The organism is Leeuwenhoekiella sp. NPDC079379 (genome assembly GCF_044542075.1).
Lineage (GTDB): Bacteria > Bacteroidota > Bacteroidia > Flavobacteriales > Flavobacteriaceae > Leeuwenhoekiella.
The window spans coordinates 267,508-290,985 of the sequence record NZ_JBITTU010000002.1 but is presented as its reverse complement, the minus strand read 5'-3'; the positions used below and the strand labels follow the sequence as shown (position 1 = coordinate 290,985).

Genomic DNA, 23,478 nt, shown 5'->3' with positions numbered 1-23,478 from the left:
GACTACTCTGTTGGTGCAGTCGTATCGCGGAAGTATATCTTATCATCTAACCATTCTTGAACCGCCATCGCATGAGCTTTAGGCAAACGCTCGTAGAATTTAGATACTTCTATTTGTTCTTTATTTTCAAATATCTCTTCTAAGCTATCGCTATAGGTAGCAAACTCATCAAGCTTTTCTAATAATTCTTTTTTAATCTCCGTGTTGATTTGAGTAGCACGTTTTGCTATAATCGAGATTGCTTCGTAAATATTTCCTGTAGGAGCGTCAATTTCACTTCTATTTAGAGTTATTGTATTTACTGGTGCTTCCATATTTTTAACGTCCATAATAATTTATTAATTTAATTAGGAATAATTTTCTAATATTTTATCAATATCCATTTTGATCTCATCTGCCTGAGCTCTGTATTCTCCTTCCGGAAAATAACGTATTAATGTCTCATACATTGCAATCGCTTCTTCTAAACGCGGTTTTACAAGAACATTTATACTATTTGAGCCATACTGGTATTGAGAATCTAACTTGTAAAAGAATGCCGCTTCACGAAATGGTGAACCGGGATAATCTGAAATAAAATCATCTAAAGATGAAATAGCGGTAGGATAGTCCATAATTTTATGCCAACCTTTTGCAATTTCGTAAGCCTTTTTCTGCATCTTAACACTTAAGTCTTTAATACGCTCGCCAGCCTCTTCAGCATATTCAGATTCTGGGTAGTTTGCAATAAATTGCTGTAACTGGTCAAGACCTTTTTGAGTTTCAGATTGATCTAATTGATAGTTAGGTGATAATTCAGCGTAACTTAAAGCTGCTTTGTATTGTGCCTCTTCTGCTTTTTCTGAATCTGGGTAAGCAGAAACAAAACGATCAAATTGATAACCTGCGAGATAGTAATCTGCTACTTGATAATGCGCATCTGCATACAAATACATAATACGCTCTGCCTGTGGCTTACCTCTGTAACTCGGAACTATTTGCTCCCAAAGTTTTAAAGATTTGCGATATTTACCAGAGTCATACAATGAGTCTGCCATGGCATATTTCTTACCCATATCTTCAGACTTCAATACCTGTTGATATTCACTACAAGAAGCCAGACTTACTGCTGCAACTGCTACTATAATTATTTTCTTACTTATACTTGAAAACATCGTGCAAAAATAGGTTTTTTCTATAGATTAAAAAACTTAAAGACCTGAGTCATTTAAGTATGTTGCAATATTGTTTTTCAAAGTATCGCTAGCAGCTACTAATGGTAGGCGCACCGTATCTAAACACAGGCTTTTGTGAGCCAATAATGCTTTTATTCCTGCAGGATTTCCTTCAGCAAAAATTAAATCTGTAGCTAGCATAAGGTCATAATGCGTTGCGTAAGCCTCCTTAAACTCTCCTGCCAGACCTTGATTTATCATTATTGAAAAGGGTTTGGGAAGACCCTGACCTAATACAGAAATAACGCCGTCACCTCCCGCACTTATTGTAGGAAGCGCAAGCATATCATCTCCAGAAATGACTAAAAAATTTTCTGGACGATCTTTTATGATTCGCATCATTTGTGTTATATCTCCTGCTGCTTCTTTAACGCCAATAATGTTAGAAAAATCGTTAGCAAGTTTTATAATGGTTTCCGGAAGAACATTACTGCCTGTACGTCCCGGTACATTATAAAGAATAATAGGAAGTTTTGTAGCTTCCGCAATTGCTTTATAATGTGCATAAATACCTGTCTGACTGGGTCTGTTATAATAAGGAGATACAGATAAGATTGCGGTAAACGCACTTAAATCTTTGGTTTGAAGCTCTTCAACAATTTGAGCTGTATTATTACCTCCTACACCTAAAACAAGTGGTAATCTACCTGCATTCACTGCTATTGACTTAGCTATAACTTCTTTCTTTTCAGCCTCTGTTAGCGTAGCATTTTCTGCGGTAGTACCCATAATTACGAGGTAATCTACCCCGCCAGAAATACAATGCTCAATTACACGACTTAGACCATCAAAGTCTACACTAAAATCTTTATTAAAAGGAGTAACCAGCGCTACTCCTGTTCCTTTTAATTCTTGCATGCTATTCTATGCGGTTTAATATTTTCAAATACTTAACTAACTCTTGTTCAAACAATTTAACATTAACTAAATCTGTTTTAATGATTAAATCATTTACAGTACTGTTTTTAACAGGTAATCCTGCCTTAAAATCGGCTTTAGACTGAGATGTAACAAACTCCAAAAATACATTTTCTCTGTGGTAATAACTTATTAAGATCTTAAAAGGTTTATCTATAAAAGCATTTAATTTTTCGTTTTTAATTGCTCCCAAGACTGTAAAATCTTTTTTAGAAAAAACTTCACTAACACTAAAATTACTTTGATTTTGATTCTCTAAATACACAAATAAAGAGATTTCTGAAGTTGCAGAAACACATTTTGCTAACGCTTCTAACTGTTTTTCATCCTGAAAATCTCGTGAATCAAACAAAACACCCACTCCTTCCCCAATTTTATTTTGAGAATTTTGGATGGGTTTTAGACTTTTTTGAAGTTTACTTTTAAGCGAATATTGTTTCCAACCGTCCAAAAACATTTACCTTTGTTTTGCGGCAAATGTAGACAATTATACCTCAATGCACACCGCTAATTTTTATACCAAATGATTAGATTATATTCTCTTGCGCTTTTAGGCTTTCTTCTAGTCGCCTGCAAGCAATCACAAGCTACGCTTACTAGTATTCAAGGAAAACAAATAAACATTACAGACAGTATCGCTTCAGATCTTTCGGTTATAGAGTATATAGCTCCTTATAAAAAGCGCATAGATGAAGAGATGAATGCAATACTCGCCTATGCTCCTGAAAGTCTTTCTAAGTCAGACGGACCATACAATACTGCTATAGGAAATATGATGGCAGACGCTGTTTTAGAATTTTGTGATCCTGTATTTTTTAAACGATCTGGCAAACACATTGACGGTGTTGTTTTAAATCACGGCGGTATTCGCTCTGTTTTACGTGCAGGCAATGTTACAATGGGCACAGCTTATGAAATTATGCCTTTTGAAAATAGTATAGTGGTTGTTGAAATATCAAGTGATGAGGCTCGTGCTATGTTTCAATATTTAAAATCTGGCAAAGCACATCCTATTGCTAATATGCAACTCATTCTTAATGCTAACGATGATATTGATTCTGCTTTGATAAATGGGAAACCTATAGAAAATGGCAAAACTTACTTTATAGCTACAAACGATTATTTACAACAAGGTGGTGACGGGATGGTTTTCTTTACTAATCCTAAAACTATTGAGATTTTAGATTATAAAATGAGAACTATATTAATTGATCATTTTAAAAAACAAGATACTATTGCACCAAAGCGTGACACCCGTTTCATTAAAAAATAAGTCCTATGGAAAGAAGAAAGTTTTTAATTCAGACAGGAGCTGCTACCGCTTTACTAAGTGCTACACCTGGCCTCAACCTTTTTGCTGGTACAAAAAAATCGCGCAAGATCACAATTTTACATACTAATGATGTGCACAGTCATATAGAACCTTTTCCTGCAGAAGATCCTTCTTTTGCAAATCAAGGTGGAGTAGCAAGACGTCTTACGCTTATTCAAAACATACGTAAAGAAAACCCAAATACGCTCGTTCTTGATGCCGGTGACATCTTTCAAGGGACGCCCTATTTTAACTTTTATGGCGGTGAGCTTGAGTTTAAACTTATGAGTATGATGGGTTATGACGCCGCTACTATAGGCAATCATGACTTTGACAACGGCGTAGGTGGTCTGGCTGCTCAAATGCCTAATGCTTCTTTTAAAATGATAAGCTCTAATTACGATTTTACAAATACGGTGATGGAAGGACTTACAAAACCGTATGAGATTTTTATTAAAGACGGAATAAAAATTGGTGTTTTTGGATTAGGTATACAACTACAAGGTTTAGTAACCGAAGCATTATCAAAAGAGACTAAATATTTAGATCCGCTTGAAATCACCCAGGATATGACGCGCATCTTAAAAGAAGAGCACAAATGCGACTTAATTATCTGTCTGTCTCATCTAGGATATGAATACAAATTTGATAAAATATCAGATCTATCGCTTGCTGCAAAAAGCAGAAATATAGACTTAATAATAGGTGGTCATACACACACGTTTCTTCCGAAGCCTGAAATTGTTACTAATCTAGATCAAAAAAATGTTTTAGTCAATCAGGTAGGTTGGGCCGGTATAAATGTAGGTAGGATTGACTTTGAGTTTGACGCTACCGGAAATAAATCAAGTACAGCTACTGTTATTCAAGTTTAAAAATTATATATAATCTTTCTCGTCATTTAGTGCATTATGCACATCTACAAAATAAGATGTTGCGGCCGTTTTATGAAAGCATATGGCGATGTTGAGTAATGATAAAATTATAGGTATACTCAAACTATAATAATAAATAAAACCTGTGATACACTCTATCAATAGTGCTGCAGCTATGATATAGGTTTTATAATTATGAGGACTTCTGTGCCTTAAAGGTATTAATGAGCAAATTGCGGTAAAAATAAATAATAAAATTCCGCCGATTAGAAAGAGCGGTTTATTAGGTACGCTCTCATAAAAAACCGCTAAAAGATGTATTATTAAATAGGCAGCAAACAGAACGCCGAGCACCGGCTCAAGCAACATTTCTTTAGTTATTTTTTGAGATCTTATTTTTAAAATAGGCGCAAAAAATAAAAACATTGCAAAAACTGCAATCATATAGAAATAAAGAACCTCATCAAAAAATAGATTAAGATCTAATAGAAAAAATATTTCGGCAATTAAGGAGGAAAGGTGAAACACTATTAGGATAATATTATGCTTCTTAGTGGAAGAATAGTAATAAGCATAAAAAAAAATAAAATAGACCGGCTTTAAATAAAATCCCCATTCGATTTTTAATTCTGAAACCAAAATATAGCACAAACAACTAACAATTGCCAAATACCAATATTTTATTGGCTTTAAAGAAAGGCTAATTGTTTTATTCACAGCTAAGGGAAATTGGTTATTATATTTAATAATTTATCTGTAAAATAACAAAAAATACAGATATCATATTAATAAAAAAATACCGAAGCTCATTTTATGAATGAATTTTCTTTCAGAAATAAGATTCCTTTGAGTTGAGAATGCCATCTAGTTTAATTAAATACCATACCATACTAAGTTTTAATAACATCATAGAAAGAAGACTTAAGATTAATACAGGCATATAACTCCATAAAAACGTATATATAAACATGGTAGGTGCCATAACTGCCATAGAGCCTCCCATTATATATAATAAAAAATTATCTGGGTGCCTGTTTCTTATAGGTATTATAGAGCAAAAGAAAATCCAGGATAAGAGCGCTACCAATGCCGGAAAGAAAATAATATTGTTTGGTAAATTATCAAAAACCAGTAACGTTAACTCCCAAAATGCATACAGAATCCCTAAAAGCCCTAAGATAGTTTTAAATAAAGCATCTCTATCTAACGTGAAACCTACTTTCTTGAAAACAGGCCATAAATGATAAATCATCGTAAATGTAGCTAATACATAACCGCCTAGCACTAATGAAAAATAGCGTTCAAAGTTAATTAAGAAAAAAGTCTCGTTAATTAACTCACAACTTAAATAGATTATAAAATATAAATTATGTCTATGTGAGTTGAAATAATAAAACGCGTAAATTAATATCGCACATAGGGGTCGTAAAATTATAGAATTATCAATTTCTAATGAAACCAATATTATTTCGGTAAAACCTAGAATTAAGAATAAGAATAATAAAATTTTTAATCTCATTTATGAGTTCTTAAAAATTGAGTGGTACTAAATAAAATATTGATGTATAACTACGCAAATTTCTTAGTTTAAGTTTTTAAGTTATTGAATATAAACCTATATCATAGCTAGAAATTCACTTTCAGTAATGATAGGCACATTCAATTTTTCCGCTTTTTCACGTTTACTTGGCCCCATATTCTCACCAGCCACCAGATAATTTGTTTTTGAAGAAATACTTCCCGAAGCTTTACCTCCGTTATCTTCAATCATTTTTTTGAGCTCGGTGCGTGAGACCTGTGTAAACACTCCAGAAATTACAAAAATACTTCCTTTCAACTTTTCGGTTTGATTCTCAAGTACTGCAGCATCAAGCTCTAATTGTATACCGTGATTTTTAAGTTTATCTATTAAAACTTTATTTTCTTCGGAAGCAAAAAACTCAACAACACTTTGCGCAATACGCTCCCCAATCTCATCTACGGCTATCAACTCGTCAAAAGTGGCCTGAGCTAAAACTTCGATGCTTTTAAATTGTTTGGCAAGTTTACGAGCAACAGTCTCGCCCACAAATCGAATTCCTAGCCCAAAAAGCACGCGCTCAAAAGGAATATTTTTAGAAGACTCAACGCCTTTTACTAAATTAACAGCAGATTTCTCTGCCATTCTATCTAAGGGTAAAATATCTTCCTTTCTTAAATCATAAAGGTCTGCATAGTTTTTTATTAGTCCATTATTTACAAGCAATGCTACCGTCTCGCCTCCAAGACCTTCTATATCCAAGGCTTTTCTAGAAATGTAATGTTGTATTCTTCCTATAATTTGAGGAGGGCAACCACTTGCGTTAGGGCAATAATGCTGTGCTTCACCAGGCTGTCTCACAAGGGTAGTATCACACTCAGGACAACTCGTAATATATTGCGTGGGAGTTGAGTCTGAACTTCGTTTTTCAAAATCTACACCTACAATTTTCGGTATTATTTCACCACCCTTTTCTACATAAACCGTGTCACCTTCCCGGATATCTAATTTTTCAATTTGATCTGCATTGTGTAGAGAAGCGCGTTTAACTATTGTTCCTGCAAGTTGTACTGCATTTAAATTTGCCACGGGTGTAATTGCACCGGTACGTCCTACCTGGTAAGTTATTTTTTCTAATACGGTTTCAGCTTGCTCGGTTTTAAATTTGTAGGCCATAGCCCATCGTGGTGCTTTTGCAGTAAAACCAAGTTCTTCCTGTTGCTGAAAATTATTTACTTTAATAACCACACCATCAGTCTCGTAGGGTAACTCGTGGCGATGTACATCCCAATAATCTAAAAATTTAAAAGTCTCATCTGTTGAAGCGGTGAGTTTTGCAACTTCAGGCACTTTAAAACCCCAGGAACGGGCTTTTTCTAAACTTTCAAATTGCGATTTTATATTTAAATTTTCACCTACAATACTATACAACAAACACTCTAAAGGTCTTTTGGCCACCTCTGCACTATCTTGCAATTTAAGACTCCCGGATGCCGTATTCCGCGGATTGCTATAAGGCTCTTCACCGGCTTCAACACGCTCTGCATTCATAGCAGCAAAACCAGCTAAAGGAAGTACAATCTCTCCCCGAATATCAAATTTTTCAGGAAAATCGCCTTTTAATTTTAAGGGTACTGTGCGTATGGTTTTAATATTATTTGTGACATCATCACCTTGTACCCCATCGCCACGGGTAACCGCACGTATTAATTCACCTTTCTCATAAGTCAAGCTTATAGAAGCACCATCGTATTTAAGTTCGCAGACATACTCAACCTCCCCATCTACCATCTTCTTTATACGCTTTTCCCAATCTTCTAAATCTTCAAGGGAATAACTATTATCTAAAGAATACATACGCGTTTCATGTTTAACGGTATTAAAATTCTTAGTGATTTGCCCACCTACCCGAAGCGATGGAGAATTTGCATCAAAATATTCTGGATGAGCCTGCTCTAAGGCTTGTAATTCTTTTAGTTTTTGATCAAATGTAAAATCATCTATTTCCGGCTTATCAAGCACATAATAATTATAATTATGCTGGCGCAATTCTTCGCGTAGTGTTTGTATTTTTTGCTGAGTATCCATTAAAACTAGATAGAAGTAGTGTAATTATTTTTAAACGAAAATTTTGATACGTATTAGGTATTTTCGGGCTTTAGCCATTTTGAAGTTAAATCAGGTACAAAGTGCTCCATCTTATTCAACAGACTATCAACATCTGTATCTTCTATGAGTAAAGCTCTGTTTTCAGCTTTAAGAAAACCTCTATTAACCATCTCGTCTAGCATAGCTATTAAATGATCGTAAAAGCCATTTGTATTTAAAATACCTATAGGTTTATGATGTAATCCTAACTGACTCCAGGTAATAATTTCAAAAAGCTCTTCAAACGTCCCAAAACCTCCAGGAAGTGTTATAAAACCATCACTCATTTCTTGCATTTTGAGCTTACGCTCGTGCATGTTTTCTGTAGTAACAAGCTCATCAAGACCTTCGTGTACAATTTCTTTTGTTTTTAAAAAACCAGGGATAATGCCTACAGCTTTTCCTTTATTACCAAGGCAGGCTATAGCTACCCTGCCCATTATGCCCATTTTAGAACCACCATAAATTAGCGTGATATCGCGCTCTGCCAATTTAGTGCCAAGCAATTCTGACTCTATTATGATTGCCGAATCTGTTCCTTCACTGCTTCCGCAAAAAACACAGATAGATTTTAAATTATTCATTAGCGTTTTGCTTTTATCATTCTAGATTTTCCTGCAAAATCATTTCGCAATTCTACAGTTTTAAAACCTGCTTCTTTTACAAGGTTTACCGTCTCATCCCCAAGATACTGATTGATTTCGAAATACAAAACTCCATCAACTTCTAAACTTTTATAAGCCAATTCACTTATTTTTTTATAAAATATAAGCGGGTTATCATCATCTACAAATAAAGCTAAATCCGGTTCATGACGCAGCACATTCTGATGCATTTCAGCTTTTTCGAAATTACGCACGTAAGGCGGATTTGATACAATTACAGTATACTTTAGAGGCAATTCTGCCATCTCTAATATGTTAGACTTAACAAATTGTACAGTAACCTTATTTAATTCGGCATTATGCTCAGCAAGTTGCAATGCTTTATCAGAAACATCAAGAGCTGTTATTTTTGCATCTGTATTTTTAGCCAAACTAACAGCTATGCACCCAGAGCCGGTTCCTATATCTAAAATTTTTAATTGAGAAGTATCATTGTCTTTTAAATCTAATAGAATCCATTCTACTAGTTCTTCTGTTTCGGGCCTGGGAATAAGTACATCTGGTGTAACTGTAAAGTTATAGCCGTAAAATTCTGTTTCACCTATAATATATTGCAGCGGTTCATTATTAAACAGACGTTCTCTAGCTGCTAAAAGATGCTCTAACTCTTTAATCTTAATGTTTTTGTCAGGATTTAAAACAAGGTCTACAGGCTGAATTCCCAGGTATTTCTGAATTAATATTTTAAAAAAAGCAGTGATTTCGCTCTGCGGAAAATTAGGCGTTAATCGCTTAAAAAACTGCGCTTTAAACTTTACTAATTTCATCTACAGATCTTTTAACATGTAAACCGGACAGGCACTATGTCCCGTATTGCCCAAAGGAGCATCTATATAATAAAAACCTGCTTTCACATACAATTTTTGAGCATCTTTCATATACGGCATAGTCTCCAAATAAACCTGTTTAAAACCTGCCTCTTTTGCAAAGTCAAGACACCTTTGCATCATTTGCAAACCAAAACCCTTTCCCCGTATTTCTGAAAGAAAATACATTTTTTGTAACTCACAAACAGGACCTTCATAATTGGCTAACGGTGCGATTCCTGCCCCGCCCAGAAGCCTATTTTGATCCTCAATGACAAAATATTCCTTATTTGCAGCATTATACGTCTCATACATACAATCTAGAGCTTCATCTGCATATGCAGTCCCTACCTTAGGAACTCCCATTTCAATTAAAACCGCTCGTATGGTTTTTGCTAAAGCTAAATTATCGTTGAGTTCTACAGGTCTTATAAGAGGCATTCGTATCTTAGTTTTAATTGGTATTTTTGAGCTTGTGAAGATACACGAAAAATACATGGTTCGCTGCGTGCAACTGGCTAAAAACGGACTGGGCACCACCTACCCTAACCCAATGGTAGGAAGTGTAATTGTGCATAACAATAAAATTATAGGTGAAGGCTGGCATAAGAAATCTGGTGAACCACATGCCGAGGTAAACGCTATTAATAGTGTGATAAATAAGGAACTTCTGGCAGAATCAACTATTTATGTAAGCTTAGAACCGTGCAGTCACTACGGGAAAACTCCTCCATGCAGCGATTTAATTATAGCTAAGGGAATTAAAAAAGTAATTATAGGCACCGTAGATCCTTTTAACGAAGTTTCCGGAAGAGGTATTAAAAAATTACTCGAGGCAGGTTGCGAAGTACAGGTGGGAGTCTTAGAAAATTTGTGCCAGGACCTAAACAAACGCTTTTTTACATTCCATAATAAGAAACGACCTTATATAATCTTGAAATGGGCAGAAAGCGCTGATGGTTTTATCGCTCCAGATAGCAGCAAAAGAGACAAAAAAAAACCTTTCTGGATTACTAACTCTGCAAGCAAACAGCTTGTACACAAATGGCGATCAGAAGAGCAGAGTATCCTTGTAGGATCTACCACTGCAAAGACAGACAACCCCAGTCTAACGACACGTGAATGGTATGGCAACTCTCCTACCCGTATTGTAATTGATAAAAACTTAAGCATTAATAAAGACAATTACTTGTATGACGCAAGCGTAACTACTTTAATTATAACTGAAGCTGAGTCAACCCATTCAAAAAATTTAAAATATTATGAGGCAGATTTTAATTCTGATTTACCTATGCAAATTTGCGATATCTTACATACTGAAGGTTTACAGTCTGTTATTATAGAGGGTGGTGCTCAAACATTACAGCATTTTATAGATGCTGGCTTATGGGATGAGGCCAGAGTATTTAAAGGAGCAGTATATTTTAAAAGCGGCATCAAGTCTCCCCTATTAAATACAGCTAAAGAAGCAGGAAGCACAGGATATACCGGTGACTTTTTAACCTATTATTTAAATAAAAATGATTAAAAATTTACTCTTTGACTTTGGTGATGTCTTCATAAACCTTGATAAAAAAGCACCGGAACAAGCCTTAGCCAAAATGGGTATTCGTGAGATTGACAGTGATATGGTTAACTGGCACAATAATTATGAGAAGGGTTTAATCACTACCGATGAGCTAACTAAAAACTACCTTAACAAATTTCCATCTCTAACAAAAATCTCTTTTACAAATGCGTGGAATAGTATAATTCTAGACTTTCCGCAGCAGCGATTAGACTGGATATTAAAACTTAAAGAAGAAAATCGTTACAGATTATTTCTGTTGAGCAATACAAATGATTTACACATTGAGCAAGTAATTAAAAATATGGGAGCATTTAGATACTCACAGTTTCAAAACTGTTTTGAACGCTTTTACTTGTCACAACAAATTAATCTGCGTAAACCCGATCTTGAGATTTACGACTATGTACTTACGAACGATAATTTGATTGCTGAAGAAACGCTGTTTGTAGACGACACTGTTTTAAATACCGCAGCAGCAGCTTCTATGAATATTAGAACCTGGCACCTTGAACCGGGTATTGAAGATGTAACGCAATTGTTTAAAATAAAACAGGAGCTCTTTTGATCTATTTATTGCTTAGCATACTTGCTTCAAGTATTATCTTTCTTGTATTTAAACTTTTTGACCGGTTTAAAATAAACACATTTCAGGCTATTGTAGTCAATTATTTCATTGCCTGCGTTTCTGGTCTTGTTGCTTATGGGCAGCCTATAAATTTAATAAACATTCCGCAATACGCCTGGTTTCCCGGCACTATCTTCTTAGGGTTTTTATTTATTGTTATTTTCAATTTTATGGCAATAACCACGCAACGCAGTGGACTCTCGGTAGTATCTGTTTCTACTAAAATGAGTGTTGTTATACCTATATGCTTTGGTCTCTTTTATTATCAGGAAGCTGCAGGATTTTTAAAACTTACAGGAATAGGTCTGGCTCTTATAGCAGTATATCTGGTTTCTCTTAAAAAAACAACGGCTAAATCTATATCAAAAAACGATTTATTGTTTCCTATTTTGGTTTTCGTTGGAAGCGGTATCATTGATACAACTATCAAGTTTTTAGAAGCAAGTTTTGTAGCAAAAGAAGATGTCCCCTTATTCTCTGCTGTAATATTTGCGACCGCCTTTACCTTAGGCATTCTAGTGTTTATTTTTCAGTTATATAATAGACAACAAAAACTTAAGTTTAAAAATATATTAGGAGGAATCGCGTTAGGTGTTCCCAATTACTTCTCGATTTATTTTCTGGTTCAAGCGCTCAGAAATCCTAATTTAGAAAGTTCGGTAGTATTTACACTAAACAATGTGGGTATATTGATGCTTGCGACACTTTTAGGAATTGTGTTCTTTAAAGAAAAACTTTCAACAAAAAACTGGATCGGGTTTGGCCTTGCTGTTTTTAGCATCATTCTAATAGCAATTGTTAAAGCCTAGTTATGAGTATGACTTCAGACATCTATAAAACAATTGCAAAAAAAAGTCCCGAAAGTTTATTTAAAGATCGCGGAAGCAAATTTATTGGTCAGGCACATCCCGTCAAAGAAGAAGCTGAAATTGAACGCATTTTAACTGAATTAAAAAATAAACACAGTAAAGCATCACACATATGTTATGCCTGGCAACTGGGTAAAAATTATGAGCACTATAGGGCAAATGATGATGGTGAACCCAATAATTCTGCAGGTTTACCTATTTACGGCCAGCTACAATCTTTTGAAGTTACCCAAATATTAGTTACCGTGATACGCTACTATGGCGGGACAAATCTTGGTGTAGGCGGTCTTATACAAGCCTATAAAACAGCGGCGCAATTAGCCTTAGAATCAGCAAATATTAAGACTAAAGTCATTACCGAGGCTTTACAAATAGACTTTGAGTATGCCTTACTTCATACTGTTATGCGCATAATTAAAGAAGAACAGATAAGCGTCACGTCACAAAAAATGGAATTGAGTTGCTCAATCACCTTAGCCATAAGAAAGAAAGATTTAAATAGCATAAAGAAACGTTTTGATGCTGTTTTTGGGTTAACTGTAATTACAGAAAACTTTTAATCTTTTAAAAGCTCTAAAATATAATTTGGACAGCGTGTAGGTCTTTTTGTTTTCATATCTACAAAGACCAGAGTGGTTTGTGCTTTTATAATCAATTTTTGATCTTGATTTGTTATTTCATAATCAAAAACGATGCTTGCACGCGGCATCTTTTTAAGACTGGTTTTTATCGTTAAAGTATCGTCAAAAAAGGCCGGACTCAGAAAAGAAAACTGCATATCATAAACAGGTAGCATAACGCCTCCTTTTTCCATTTCTTTGTAAGAAATTCCGATATCGTTTAACCACTCTATACGAGCAAGTTCTAAGTAAACAGGGTAGTTAGCGTGATGTACGACACCCATTTGATCGGTTTCTGCGTATCTTACCTTAACATTAGTTGAGCTTGTTTTCATAGACTTATTAACATATAAAAAAGACCACTTCTTAATATGCAGAGTATGCGATAAAAATTCTACAAAACCAATGTAATTTTCTTTTTTTATTACATATTTTGTTCACATATTTGCCCCGCACTGAAAGAAACGAAGATCTCTACATTTTCTCACTTTTCAAGTGATCTAAATTAGAAATAACTTAAAATTTAATCATTAGAATGAGTATGACTGCGCAAACAGTTTGGGATAATTGCCTCTTGTTTATTCAAGACAACATAACCCCGCAGGCTTACAAAACCTGGTTCGAACCTATTAAAGCGGTTAAACTTACAGATAATGCTTTAAGTATACAGGTACCGAGTAAATTTTTCTACGAGTGGCTAGAAGAACATTATGTTAAACTTCTTAAAGTGTCACTTACAAAAGAGCTGGGGGAAAGTGCTAAACTGGTTTATGTTATACGTATGGAAAACACCTACGGAAACAGACAGCCTTTTACCGAAAAAATACCCAGTACTAATAGACCTTCTACAATGAAGTCTCAAGAGGTTGATGCGCCTTTTAAAAACAAAAATCCAGAGCTTAAGAATCCGTTTATAATTCCTGGAATACGCAACCTACAAATAGAGTCTCAATTAAACCCAAATTACAATTTTGATAATTTTCTTGAAGGTGACTCTAACCGTCTAGCGCGATCTGCTGGTATGGCCGTTGCAAATAAACCGGGTGGTACCTCTTTTAACCCTTTATTAATATTTGGAGGAGTTGGTCTTGGTAAAACTCACTTAGCCCACGCTATAGGTATTCAAATTAAAGATAGATATCCAGAAAAAACGGTTCTCTATATTTCTGCGGAAAAATTTACGCAACAATACATTGAATCTGTAAAGAAGAATAATCGCAATGATTTTATTCACTTTTATCAGGTTATAGATGTTCTAATTGTTGATGATATTCAATTATTATCAGGGAAGGCAGGTACTCAGGATGTATTTTTCCACATATTTAATCACTTGCACCAGAATGGAAAACAGGTCGTTCTAACAAGTGATAAAGCTCCTGTAGATATGCAGGATATTGAGCAACGCTTACTTTCACGTTTTAAATGGGGGCTTTCTGCAGAATTGCAACAACCCGGTTTTGAAACACGTGTATCAATCATAAAAAACAAACTCTATCAGGATGGTGTAGAAATGCCTGAAGATATTGTAGAGTTTTTAGCAAACAACATCAAAACTAACATTAGAGAACTTGAGGGTGCTATTATTTCGTTAATTGCGCATTCTTCTTTTAATAGAAAAGAGATTAACCTTGATCTCGCTAAAAAGATTGTAGATAATTACGTGAAACACACTAAACGTGAGGTTTCTATAGAATACATTCAGAAGGTTGTAAGTGATTATTTTCAGATGGATGTAGATACACTTCAGTCTAAAACACGTAAAAGACATATTGTACAAGCACGCCAATTAGCTATGTTTTTTGCTAAAAAACTTACTAAGGCTTCTTTAGCCAGTATAGGTTCTCAAATAGGAAAACGCGATCACGCAACAGTGCTGCACGCTTGTAAAACGGTAGATAACCTTTCTGCAACAGACAAGCAGTTTAGAAAATACGTAGAAGATTTAAACAAAAAACTTACGATGTAAGTTTTTTGTTTAAAATCTGAAACGCTATTCCGTATTTTCAAGAATAAAATATACACTTTCATAAAAAATACGTGAGATGAAGACACGCATTCTAATGGTCTGTTTAGGTAATATTTGCAGATCTCCACTTGCCGAAGGTTTACTAAAATCTAAGCTAGACCCTAATAAATTTGAAGTTGACTCTGCCGGTACAGGTTCCTGGCATATAGGAAGCTTGCCAGACTCCAGAAGCATCTCTGTAGCACAAAAAAACGGTATAGATATTACAGATCAACGCGGTATGCAGTTCAAACCTGCATTTTTTGATGTATATGACCACATTTTTGTAATGGACACTTACAACTATGAGGATGTAATAGATCAAGCACGTACTGAAGAAGATAAAGCAAAAGTTAGTCTTATTTTAGATGAGCTTTTCCCAGGAGAGAAAGTTGATGTCCCAGATCCTTATAATGATAGTTTAAGAGGCTTTGATAATGTCTACGAAATGCTTGATGAAGCTATTACTAAACTAGCAGAACGTCTTAAGTAAACACTATAATCTACAGCTATGCATATTAATTCTCAATTAGGCAAACTCTACTTAATACCTACTACATTGGGTGATACCGCACCGCTAGAGGTTATGCCTGGTATGGTTCAGAGAATTGTATATGATCTTGATGAATTTATAGTTGAAAATGAAAAAACTGCTCGTAGATTTATAAAACAACTGTGCCGTGATAAATCGCAGCCCAGTCTTATTTTACACCCTTTAAATAAACATATAGATAATAGCGAGATTCCTGCATATCTAGATTCATGTTTATCAGGTAGATCTGTTGGCCTCATGTCTGAAGCAGGAGTACCGGGTATTGCAGATCCCGGTGCAGAAGTAGTACGCTTAGCACACGAAAAAGGGATACAGGTTGTTCCTTTAGTTGGCCCCTCCTCTATTTTGATGGCAATGATGAGCAGTGGTATGAATGGTCAAAACTTTGCATTTAATGGCTATTTACCAATAGATCAAAAAGAGAAGCGTCAAGAATTAAAACGTTTAGAAAATATATCTAGAGACCACGGGCAATCTCAACTTTTTATAGAAACGCCCTATAGAAACAATAAACTTATAGAAGAGCTCTGCAACACTTTAAATCCTGCCACCCGGCTTTGTATTGCTTGTGACATTACATTAGCTTCAGAATTTATTGTGACCAAGCCTATTTCTATTTGGAAAACTAAGCAACCCGATATACACAAGAGACCGGCATTATTTATAATTCAAGCATAAAAAAAACGACCCTAACAGGTCGTTTTTAATTTTTAATCATTTGTAAATTTAACTCTGCAAATTTACCTTAGAATTTTTATCAGCTTCAATAAAAGAGACATCGTAGCCTCCAAATTTTTTAAGGTAACTGTGAACAGAAGTTCCGAAAGCATCTCTAAAACCCTCTACTCCACCAGAGCGAAGATAGTTTTTAACACTACCAGGTCCTGCTAAATGCGCAGCAGCCAAAATACCCGATTCAGTAATAGTAATACCATTCATAGTTTTGCCTGTAAAACGCTTAATATCTTTCCGAAGCACCCATTTGTTTCGAGAGGCATTGGCAACAAAAGCTTTTTCTTGTAAAACAGGATTTTCTAAAAACTCTTCGGTATCAGAAATACCTAATAAAAGTAACGTACTTCTACCAAATTGATATTTTCCTAAATATCCAAACTGATTTATACGTTTGTAATCATTTTGTGACTCTTTAAACCCTAAGGCTTCTTTAAAACCGGTGAATGACTTACCGGTGGTCGCTAAACTTGAATTTTTTGTCTCATCAAAAATAGTAGAAGAATCTAACTCGTCTGCCTGAGGAACAGTATAAAAAAGTTCTAATCCATCAGTTGAGTTGTCGAGAGGCATTTCTGTATCTTTTATAGACATACTTAGTGCTACAAGACCAAATACAGAAGGGAGCGCTGCTAATTTTACTATGTTTCTTGTCATAAATAATTTTTCAGACCGGTAGTCAAACGCTACTAATATACCTGTCTATATTACTCGGCAAATATACAACTTGTAATTAAGTTACTGATAATGAATTGGTTAAGGTTTTTATAAATTTAAAGTTTTCGTGATTATTCGTTGCTTTCCCTTAATTTCAAATGATAATCTTGGTATTTTTAACAAATTAATGCTAATCTATTGCACAAACGTCAAACATTTAACGTTTTTCAATTATCTGTTAATTCCTTGATTATTAATCCAGTCTATATATTGCTTTCTATTTGCATTATGCTGAGCTATCGTTTTTGCAAACAAATGATAGCCAGGTTTAGAAACGTTCGCAACAAAGAAATAGTATTCGTGATTTTCAGGATTTAAAACTGCATTAATTGCAGAAAGGTCTGGCATAAATATAGGTCCCGGAGGTAAACCTGAATATTTATAAGTATTGTAAGGGGATACTGTTTCTAAATCTTTATATAAAACACGCTTAATTACTTGATCAAAATTCTTTGATTGTTTCTTTACTGCATAAATAACTGTAGGGTCTGCATCTAGCGTCCAGTTATTGTGCAAGCGGTTTAAATACACGCCTGCAACGCGAGGTCGCTCATCGTTCTTTGCAGTTTCTTTTTGAACTATTGAGGCTAATGTATATACCTCAACCGGAGTCAACCCTTGTTCTTCTGCTTTTTTAAGACGTTCTTCTGTCCAGAATCGTGTGTATTCTTTTAACATTCTATCGCGATACTCCTCGGCACTAGTATTCCAGTAAAACTCATATGTATTAGGTAAATACATACTTAAAGCCGTCTCCTCAGTAAACTTATTGTTTTCAAGAAATTGAGTTTCTGTAAATGATTCAATTAAAGAAGTGCTATCTGCCTCTAATTGCTGGGAAATACGGCCCGCTAAATTTTCTAATCGTTCTTGATTATTAAATGAAATTTTTATGGGGATGTTTCCGCTACGAATAGCGTTAACAATTTCATTATTATTACTTCCTCGCTTTATAATAAAATGCCCTGCCTTAATATTACCTATATATCCCTTACGCTGCGCCACTTCATCAAAAGAAACTTTGTCTTTTAAAAGAGGCTCTAATTCTGCTCTCACATCCTGATAAGTTGCATTTGTAGGAATATACACATGTGCTTCTTCATTATTAAAAGAAGTGTTTGGTGTTAAGAATTTCCCATAAATAGTATAGGCAAAGAAACCTGCGATTATAAGGCCTATTACTGCTGTTGCAGCTACAATACGTTTTATATACATTACTCTTTTATTAATTGATATAAATATTCATTTTCAAAATTACCGGCAATACGTATCCAGTCCTTTTTAAGACCTACTTCTTCAAATCCCTGGTTTTTAAATAAACTTATACTACCGGTATTAGTCTCTAAAATATTTGCATATAACTGATGCAACTCAAGTCTTTTAAAACTGTATTGAATTATTAATTGTAAAGCTTCTGCGCCAAAACCTTTTCTTCGCTCTTTGTCTTCAAAAATTAATATTCCGAGTCCTGCCCGATGGTGCTTAGGCTCATACTCAAACAAATCTATTAGCCCCAAGGGCTCATCAGTTTCATTTTTACAAATTACCAGGCGTAGTTGCTTGACTTCAAAAATATCGCGATGTGAATTTTTAAGATATTGTTTAAGTAAAAAACGGGAGAAGGGAGTTATTGTAGAAGTTAGCTCCCACATATTCTCATCATTTTCGATCTTAAAAATAAGATCGAGATCTTCTGGCTCTAGAGCCCTTAAATAAACAACACTTCCTTTTAATGTTAAACCGGCCATAACCCTTCAAAAACTTGTTGAGCAGGGCCTATTAAAAATATATCTGTATATCCCTCTGCTGTAGGTTTAAAATCTACCTGTAGCTCACCTCCTTCTACCTGCAATGGCACGCTCGTTGAAATGGTCTTACCTAGCTTGTGTATTGCAAGAGCTACTGCAGTAGCTCCTGTACCACAGCTTAATGTCTCATCCTCAACACCTCGCTCATAGGTGCGCATTCTAAAACCAGTTTCTGTCTGTTCAACAAAATTAATATTACTTCCTTCCCTACCATATAAATCGCTATAGCGTAATGCTGCTCCCTCTTTTTTTACATCATAAGATGCTATATCAGAAACCCAAGCTACATGATGTGGAGACCCTGTGTCTAAAAAAAAATGAGAATCAAATTTTTGAATAGCATCTACATCCTGCATTTTGAGATGTACTAATTCATCTTTAATAAATGCCTCGTGTACACCATCTACAGCTTCAAATGTGGTGGTTTTATCTATTACACCCATCGCTTTAGCAAATGCTACAAGACATCGCCCCCCATTACCACACATAGTACTGGGATTACCATCTGCATTATAATAAACCATTGTAAAATCTAGCGTGTCATGTTTTTCAAGCAGCATCAAACCGTCTGCACCTATGCCAAATTTTCGGTCACACATCTCCTTAACAAGTTTGGTATTGTTTTTGGAAAATACATTTTGACGATTGTCAATAATTACAAAATCGTTGCCAGTACCCTGGTATTTATAAAATGATAAAGCCATTACTTGTATTTTAATAAGCTCCGCAAAAATACACAAAGCAAGAATTCTAGAGCTTGTTAAAGACTAGTTAAATACTGCAACATCAAATACACACAATCGTACTTATAATGTTATATAAAAAAGAAAACTTATTATGAAAAAATTTGCAAGCTTACTGTTTGTGGCCATCTTAGGTGGTGGCATTACTTTAGGGGCATATAAACTCCTTGAAGACAATATTCAAAATGACGTTAATAGCGTTACAACTACTTCAAAATTTAGTCCTGTTACTTATAATGGGACACCGTTAACTAGTACTAACGCAGATTTTACAGAAGCTGCAGATCGTACCGTACATGCCGTCGTACATGTCAAAAATGTGCAAATATCTAGACAGCCTCGTAGTCTTCAGGATTTATTTTATGGTGGTGGCGAGATGAAAAAAGGGCTTGTAGGTGCCGGTAGTGGTGTCATTATATCTGCAGATGGCTATATCGTCACTAATAATCACGTGATTGATGGCGCCACAGAACTTGAGGTTTCTCTTAATGATAACCGTACTTATAAGGCTGAAGTTATAGGTGTAGATCCTAAAGCTGATATCGCCTTAATAAAAATAGATGCAGATGGTGAGTTGCCCTATCTTCCTTTTGGGAATTCTGACAATGTGCGCATAGGTGAATGGGCGCTTGCAGTAGGTAACCCTTTTAATTTGACAAGTACAGTAACTGCTGGTATTATTTCAGCAAAAGCTCGAGATTTTAATCAACAAGATGGTAATCCACAATCATTTTTACAGACTGATGCTGCAATTAATCCAGGTAACAGTGGAGGCGCTTTGGTTAATATAAACGGTGAATTAATTGGTATTAACACCGCTATTACCTCACAAACAGGAAGCTATGTAGGTTATGCTTTTGCTGTACCTTCAAATAATGCCCGTAAGATTGTTGAAGACATTTTGGAGTATGGTGATGTGCAACGCGGGATTCTTGGAATTAAACCTATAGGTATTAATGCAAATTTCGCAAACCAGTATGACCTTAAAACTTCTGAAGGAGTCTACGTAGGAGCTGTTGATCCTGATACCGGAGCTGCTGAGTCAGGGTTACAGGAAGGCGATATAATTATTAAAGTAGATAATACTAAAATTTCTAAAACTTCTGACCTGACCGGCTATTTAGGAGCAAAACGCCCTGATGATGTGGTCGAGGTTTCCTATACACGAGATGGTGAGCTTTTCACAACATCGGTAAAACTTACTAAATACGTAACCTATGTTATTCAAAAACCAGGGCTTGAAATTCGTGAAGCTTCCACAGAATTACTTAAAGAATATGGCGTTAAAAATGGGGTCGTAATTACGCAAGCTACTAATGAGCAATTAAAGCGCTATGATTTAAGCGGTATTGTTATTACCGCCATTGATGACAAAGTTGTTAAAACAATTGATGATGTGAAACGTGCAGTATCAAATAAGGCACCTAACGAGGCTATAAGTATTAGTTTTGTTAGTAAAGGTGGTGAGAGAAAACAAATTATATTTCAATAATAGCGTTAGTTGATTTCAGTTTTAAAAAAGCTCTTCTTAATAAGAAGAGCTTTTTTTTGATTCTTTCTTCTAAAAAACCATTGATTATACCTTATATATGATGAATATTTTAAAACTGAAAATATATCTTTTCTTTAAAATAAAATAGCTCCTATCCATATCCTTCTAAAATTTCATTTTTTAATTAGTTCATTTATTTTACTCAAATAGGTCTTTACACAGGTAATTGATTATTTTTGCGCTTTAAACATACTAAGAAGGAAAGCATCTCGTTTTCCCAGAAACAGAAAAACGATTAGCCAAAAATGAATACATTAAGACTTAGTCTAGTACTTGCATTAGTTGCATTCTCAGGTCTAACTGCTCAAGAAGTTGAAAACACTGAAGTTCAAGGACCTAAAATAAATACAATAAATCAACAATTTGAAGATTTGTACAATGATTCAAACAGTTGGGAAGACTATAAAAACATCAAAAAAGGTGATTTTATAAAATTGCAAAAAAATGCCGTAGATAGTATTTCAAATTTAAAAACTGAAATTGCAAGCCTTCAGGCAAACATAGATTCTCAAAAATCTGATGTTAGTCAATTAAATGATTCTTTAGTTGAGACAAAAAGTACATTAGCTTCCACTATAGAAGAAAAAGACTCTATTTTCTTCTTTGGTATTCCTATGAGTAAAGTAGGTTATATGACAATGATGTGGGCTATTGTAGGAGTACTTGCATTAGGTTTAATACTATTTATATATAAATATAAAGGAAGTAATGCGCATACTCAGGAAGCACGCAAGAAGTTAGACGAAACAGAATTAGAGTATGATGAGTATCGTAAAAAGGCATTAGAAAAAGAACAAAAGATGGGTAGAATGCTACAAGATGAACGCAACAAAGCATTAAAAAATACTAAAAACAACTAGTACTTCTTCAATCCTATTTATTTTTAATTTAAAAGTTTAGACCTACCGTAAATTATGCGCATAGATATTATTACCGTAGTACCAGATCTTTTAAAGAGTCCTTTTGAAGCTTCTATAATGCAACGCTCAATTGCAAAAGGCCTTGTAGAAGTTCATTTTCATAATTTACGTGATTATACAGACAGTTCCTATAAACAGATAGATGATTATCAATTTGGTGGTGGTGCCGGTATGGTTATGATGATAGAACCTATAGATAAATGCATAAGTACGTTAAAAGAGGCCCGCAATTATGATGAGATCATATATATGACTCCAGATGGTGAAACGCTAAATCAGGGTATTGCCAATCAAGTCTCACTGCTTAATAATGTAATTATACTTTGTGGTCATTATAAGGGCGTAGATCAGCGTGTACGAGATCAGTTTATAACCCGTGAAATTTCAATAGGCGATTATGTATTGAGTGGTGGTGAGCTAGGCGCTTTAATTCTTTGCGATGCAGTAATACGGTTAATACCCGGAGTATTGGGCAATGAGACTTCAGCCTTAACAGACTCTTTTCAAGATGATTTATTAGCTCCACCAGTTTATACGCGACCGGCCGAATATAAAGGATGGAAGGTTCCAGATATTTTAACCTCTGGGAATACCCCTAAAATAGAAGAATGGAGAGAAGAACAAGCTTATAAACATACTCTTGAGCGCAGACCAGACCTTTTGAAAGACTAATAGTTTTACTTTCAAAAAAATACACCTATAAGATTGTGAGATTTAAAATTAATCTTAAATTTGCAGCCTGTTAAGAATAACCTCTGGCGATATACGTGAATGTTGCTTTTATAAAATTTAAAAAATCTTAAAAATGGAAGATTTAATCAGTTTTGTACAAAACGAATTTGTAGAGAAAAAAGAATTCCCAGAATTTGGAGCTGGAGACACCATCACTGTGTATTATGAAATACGTGAAGGAGAAAAGAAACGTACACAGTTCTTTAGAGGAGTTGTTATTCAAGTACGTGGTACAGGTGTAACCCGTACTTTTACTATTAGAAAAATGTCTGGTACTGTAGGTGTTGAGCGTATATTCCCAATCAATTTACCTGCACTTCAAAAAATCGAAATCAATAAGCAAGGTAAAGTACGTAGATCTCGTATTTATTACTTTAGAGGTCTTACTGGTAAGAAAGCTAGAATTAAAGAAGTTAGAAAATAAACCTAACTCCTGTATATTTTTAAAAAATGCCTCTATTTATAGAGGCATTTTTAGTTTCTACAAAAATCAGAGAAATTAACAAAAGTTAAAAACTTTTGTTAATAATATGTTGATTATATAAACATTAAAAACTATATCGATTTCGAAATAT

At 34.7% G+C, this 23,478-nt stretch carries 28 protein-coding genes; 13 read left to right on the top strand and 15 right to left on the bottom strand.

Features of this window, described 5'->3' with window-relative positions; translation table 11 throughout:
• Positions 1–2 precede the first annotated feature (2 nt).
• From ACIGAM_RS04770 to ACIGAM_RS04755, 4 genes are read right to left on the bottom strand one after another with little or no spacing between them, the layout of a single operon-like run.
• Complete coding sequence (locus ACIGAM_RS04770) at positions 3–329, bottom strand: DNA-directed RNA polymerase subunit omega (protein ID WP_028375691.1); 327 nt, start codon at positions 327–329, stop codon at positions 3–5.
• An 18-nt stretch (positions 330–347) separates the two neighbouring features.
• Entirely contained in the window at positions 348–1,154 is an 807-nt protein-coding gene (locus ACIGAM_RS04765) for an outer membrane protein assembly factor BamD (protein WP_028375692.1), read from the bottom strand.
• A 36-nt stretch (positions 1,155–1,190) separates the two neighbouring features.
• Positions 1,191–2,072 (bottom strand): 4-hydroxy-tetrahydrodipicolinate synthase, encoded by an 882-nt coding sequence (gene dapA / locus ACIGAM_RS04760; protein WP_028375693.1) that lies wholly within the window; start codon positions 2,070–2,072, stop codon positions 1,191–1,193.
• A 1-nt stretch (position 2,073) separates the two neighbouring features.
• Positions 2,074–2,589, bottom strand: coding sequence for a DUF6913 domain-containing protein (locus ACIGAM_RS04755; protein WP_396510314.1), 516 nt, complete (start codon positions 2,587–2,589; stop codon positions 2,074–2,076).
• A gap of 66 nt (positions 2,590–2,655) precedes the next feature.
• Between ACIGAM_RS04755 and ACIGAM_RS04750 the strand changes: the two genes are divergently transcribed.
• A complete protein-coding gene (locus ACIGAM_RS04750; protein ID WP_028375694.1) occupies positions 2,656–3,405 on the top strand; it encodes a 5'-nucleotidase C-terminal domain-containing protein in 750 nt (249 codons plus the stop codon).
• Between the two features lie 5 nt (positions 3,406–3,410).
• Positions 3,411–4,319: a metallophosphatase gene (locus tag ACIGAM_RS04745; RefSeq protein ID WP_396510313.1), complete on the top strand. Its 909-nt coding sequence runs from the start codon at positions 3,411–3,413 to the stop codon at positions 4,317–4,319.
• 3 nt (positions 4,320–4,322) lie between these two features.
• Here the strand turns inward: ACIGAM_RS04745 and ACIGAM_RS04740 are convergent, their stop codons facing one another.
• From ACIGAM_RS04740 to ACIGAM_RS04715, 6 genes are all read right to left on the bottom strand, one after another.
• Positions 4,323–4,847 (bottom strand): hypothetical protein, encoded by a 525-nt coding sequence (locus ACIGAM_RS04740; RefSeq protein ID WP_396510312.1) that lies wholly within the window; start codon positions 4,845–4,847, stop codon positions 4,323–4,325.
• A gap of 301 nt (positions 4,848–5,148) precedes the next feature.
• Positions 5,149–5,838 (bottom strand): hypothetical protein, encoded by a 690-nt coding sequence (locus ACIGAM_RS04735; RefSeq protein WP_396510311.1) that lies wholly within the window; start codon positions 5,836–5,838, stop codon positions 5,149–5,151.
• Between the two features lie 96 nt (positions 5,839–5,934).
• Positions 5,935–7,926, bottom strand: coding sequence for an NAD-dependent DNA ligase LigA (ligA, locus tag ACIGAM_RS04730; protein ID WP_396510310.1), 1,992 nt, complete (start codon positions 7,924–7,926; stop codon positions 5,935–5,937).
• 53 nt (positions 7,927–7,979) lie between these two features.
• Positions 7,980–8,570 carry a TIGR00730 family Rossman fold protein gene (locus tag ACIGAM_RS04725; protein WP_396510309.1) on the bottom strand — a complete coding sequence of 197 codons (591 nt, stop codon included), beginning with the start codon at positions 8,568–8,570 and terminating at the stop codon, positions 7,980–7,982.
• Entirely contained in the window at positions 8,570–9,418 is an 849-nt protein-coding gene (gene prmC / locus ACIGAM_RS04720; protein WP_396510308.1) for a peptide chain release factor N(5)-glutamine methyltransferase, read from the bottom strand. Before prmC ends, ACIGAM_RS04725 begins: the two co-directional genes overlap by 1 nt.
• Positions 9,419–9,898, bottom strand: a complete 480-nt coding sequence (locus ACIGAM_RS04715) for a GNAT family N-acetyltransferase (protein WP_396510307.1) — start codon at positions 9,896–9,898, stop codon at positions 9,419–9,421.
• A 34-nt stretch (positions 9,899–9,932) separates the two neighbouring features.
• Here ACIGAM_RS04715 and ribD point away from each other — a divergent pair, with 34 nt between their 5' ends.
• Genes ribD through ACIGAM_RS04695 form a run of 4 tightly spaced genes read left to right on the top strand, consistent with a single transcriptional unit; the run spans position 9,933 to position 13,081 of the window.
• Positions 9,933–10,985, top strand: coding sequence for a bifunctional diaminohydroxyphosphoribosylaminopyrimidine deaminase/5-amino-6-(5-phosphoribosylamino)uracil reductase RibD (gene ribD, locus ACIGAM_RS04710; protein ID WP_396510306.1), 1,053 nt, complete (start codon positions 9,933–9,935; stop codon positions 10,983–10,985).
• Positions 10,978–11,592 (top strand): HAD hydrolase-like protein, encoded by a 615-nt coding sequence (locus ACIGAM_RS04705; RefSeq protein WP_396510305.1) that lies wholly within the window; start codon positions 10,978–10,980, stop codon positions 11,590–11,592. The genes ribD and ACIGAM_RS04705 overlap by 8 nt, the downstream gene beginning before the upstream one ends.
• A complete protein-coding gene (locus tag ACIGAM_RS04700; protein WP_396510304.1) occupies positions 11,589–12,461 on the top strand; it encodes an EamA/RhaT family transporter in 873 nt (290 codons plus the stop codon). The genes ACIGAM_RS04705 and ACIGAM_RS04700 overlap by 4 nt, the downstream gene beginning before the upstream one ends.
• 2 nt (positions 12,462–12,463) lie before the next feature.
• Positions 12,464–13,081 (top strand): IMPACT family protein, encoded by a 618-nt coding sequence (locus ACIGAM_RS04695; protein ID WP_396510303.1) that lies wholly within the window; start codon positions 12,464–12,466, stop codon positions 13,079–13,081.
• Here the strand turns inward: ACIGAM_RS04695 and ACIGAM_RS04690 are convergent.
• Positions 13,078–13,476: an acyl-CoA thioesterase gene (locus ACIGAM_RS04690; protein WP_396510302.1), complete on the bottom strand. Its 399-nt coding sequence runs from the start codon at positions 13,474–13,476 to the stop codon at positions 13,078–13,080. The two genes, ACIGAM_RS04695 and ACIGAM_RS04690, sit on opposite strands and share 4 nt — an antisense overlap.
• Before the next feature lie 200 nt (positions 13,477–13,676).
• On the opposite strand from ACIGAM_RS04690, the gene dnaA reads away from it, so the two are divergent.
• The 3 genes from dnaA to ACIGAM_RS04675 all read left to right on the top strand — a co-directional run bounded on the left by dnaA (position 13,677) and on the right by ACIGAM_RS04675 (position 16,377).
• On the top strand, positions 13,677–15,107 hold the full coding sequence (gene dnaA / locus ACIGAM_RS04685; RefSeq protein ID WP_028375707.1) for a chromosomal replication initiator protein DnaA: 1,431 nt from the start codon (positions 13,677–13,679) through the stop codon (positions 15,105–15,107).
• Positions 15,108–15,183: 76 nt separating this feature from the next.
• A complete protein-coding gene (locus tag ACIGAM_RS04680; RefSeq protein ID WP_396510301.1) occupies positions 15,184–15,639 on the top strand; it encodes a low molecular weight protein-tyrosine-phosphatase in 456 nt (151 codons plus the stop codon).
• A gap of 18 nt (positions 15,640–15,657) precedes the next feature.
• Complete coding sequence (locus ACIGAM_RS04675; RefSeq protein WP_396510300.1) at positions 15,658–16,377, top strand: SAM-dependent methyltransferase; 720 nt, start codon at positions 15,658–15,660, stop codon at positions 16,375–16,377.
• A 48-nt stretch (positions 16,378–16,425) separates the two neighbouring features.
• Here the strand turns inward: ACIGAM_RS04675 and ACIGAM_RS04670 are convergent, their stop codons facing one another.
• The 4 genes from ACIGAM_RS04670 to dapF all read right to left on the bottom strand — a co-directional run bounded on the left by ACIGAM_RS04670 (position 16,426) and on the right by dapF (position 19,660).
• Positions 16,426–17,088, bottom strand: a complete 663-nt coding sequence (locus ACIGAM_RS04670) for a peptidoglycan-binding protein LysM (RefSeq protein ID WP_396510299.1) — start codon at positions 17,086–17,088, stop codon at positions 16,426–16,428.
• Positions 17,089–17,319: 231 nt separating this feature from the next.
• Positions 17,320–18,363, bottom strand: coding sequence for an endolytic transglycosylase MltG (gene mltG / locus ACIGAM_RS04665; RefSeq protein ID WP_396510298.1), 1,044 nt, complete (start codon positions 18,361–18,363; stop codon positions 17,320–17,322).
• Positions 18,363–18,896, bottom strand: coding sequence for a GNAT family N-acetyltransferase (locus ACIGAM_RS04660; protein WP_396510296.1), 534 nt, complete (start codon positions 18,894–18,896; stop codon positions 18,363–18,365). Before ACIGAM_RS04660 ends, mltG begins: the two co-directional genes overlap by 1 nt.
• Positions 18,884–19,660 carry a diaminopimelate epimerase gene (gene dapF, locus ACIGAM_RS04655; RefSeq protein ID WP_396510295.1) on the bottom strand — a complete coding sequence of 259 codons (777 nt, stop codon included), beginning with the start codon at positions 19,658–19,660 and terminating at the stop codon, positions 18,884–18,886. Before dapF ends, ACIGAM_RS04660 begins: the two co-directional genes overlap by 13 nt.
• Before the next feature lie 133 nt (positions 19,661–19,793).
• On the opposite strand from dapF, the gene ACIGAM_RS04650 reads away from it, so the two are divergent.
• From ACIGAM_RS04650 to rplS, 4 genes are all read left to right on the top strand, one after another.
• Entirely contained in the window at positions 19,794–21,191 is a 1,398-nt protein-coding gene (locus ACIGAM_RS04650; RefSeq protein ID WP_396510294.1) for a trypsin-like peptidase domain-containing protein, read from the top strand.
• Between the two features lie 305 nt (positions 21,192–21,496).
• The gene (locus ACIGAM_RS04645) at positions 21,497–22,111 is read left to right on the top strand and encodes a hypothetical protein (RefSeq protein ID WP_396510293.1); all 615 of its coding nucleotides are present in this window, start codon (positions 21,497–21,499) and stop codon (positions 22,109–22,111) included.
• Between the two features lie 54 nt (positions 22,112–22,165).
• A complete protein-coding gene (gene trmD / locus ACIGAM_RS04640) occupies positions 22,166–22,843 on the top strand; it encodes a tRNA (guanosine(37)-N1)-methyltransferase TrmD (protein ID WP_396510292.1) in 678 nt (225 codons plus the stop codon).
• A gap of 133 nt (positions 22,844–22,976) precedes the next feature.
• A complete protein-coding gene (rplS, locus tag ACIGAM_RS04635) occupies positions 22,977–23,327 on the top strand; it encodes a 50S ribosomal protein L19 (protein ID WP_028375717.1) in 351 nt (116 codons plus the stop codon).
• Positions 23,328–23,478 lie beyond the last annotated feature (151 nt).